At 66.7% G+C, this 607-nt stretch carries 1 protein-coding gene; it reads right to left on the minus strand.

From position 1 onward, the window contains the following. Window positions 1–119 precede the first annotated feature (119 nt). A partial coding sequence (locus R5W23_RS11330; protein ID WP_320686414.1) for an SMI1/KNR4 family protein occupies window positions 120–607 on the minus strand: 488 nt, incomplete at its 5' end.

Here is a 607-nt window from a genome sequence, read left to right on the forward strand (position 1 = left end):
AACAAGCTCACCTGCACCGCCACGTCCCGAGCAGCGATGCGTCAGAAACCACCTGGCGGTGTCAGGTGCAGCGCCGGGTTCGGCGTCTGGGCCATCCGCGCCACACAGCTGCCCCGCACTCAGTCCCCATCGTCCCACGCCTCGACCATCGCCCGCAAGGACCCAATCAGGTAGGCCGAGTAATTCGGCCCGAGCTCGTTGAACGGCGTCTCCCGGAACGGCATGTGGTAGATCACCGGATGCTCGCCGTCGGGACTCGTGCGGCTGAAGTCCAGGCAGACGAAACCGTCTTGGTCCGGCTCGACCACCAGGTAGTGATCGGGCAACTGGCACCACTCGCGGCCGCGCGTCGTGTCGGACCACACGCAGCCCCCGCCGCCGACGATCTTGCCATCGTAGGCCCCCGACCATGAGTTATCGACGATGCTGAACCCGCCGAACCGAGCCAGGAACGCCCGGTAGCTCGGCGGCATCGGGCGGCCGAACGCGGCCTCCAGTTCGCGGATCTTCTCCTCGGCTAACGGCCCGTTGACGTATACCTCGGGTTCAAGTTCACGCATCCGGAGGAGCAGGGCCGCAACCTCGTCCATCTGCCGCGCCCTCTGGG

The organism is Gemmata algarum, from assembly GCF_034097035.1.
GTDB lineage: Bacteria > Planctomycetota > Planctomycetia > Gemmatales > Gemmataceae > Gemmata > Gemmata algarum.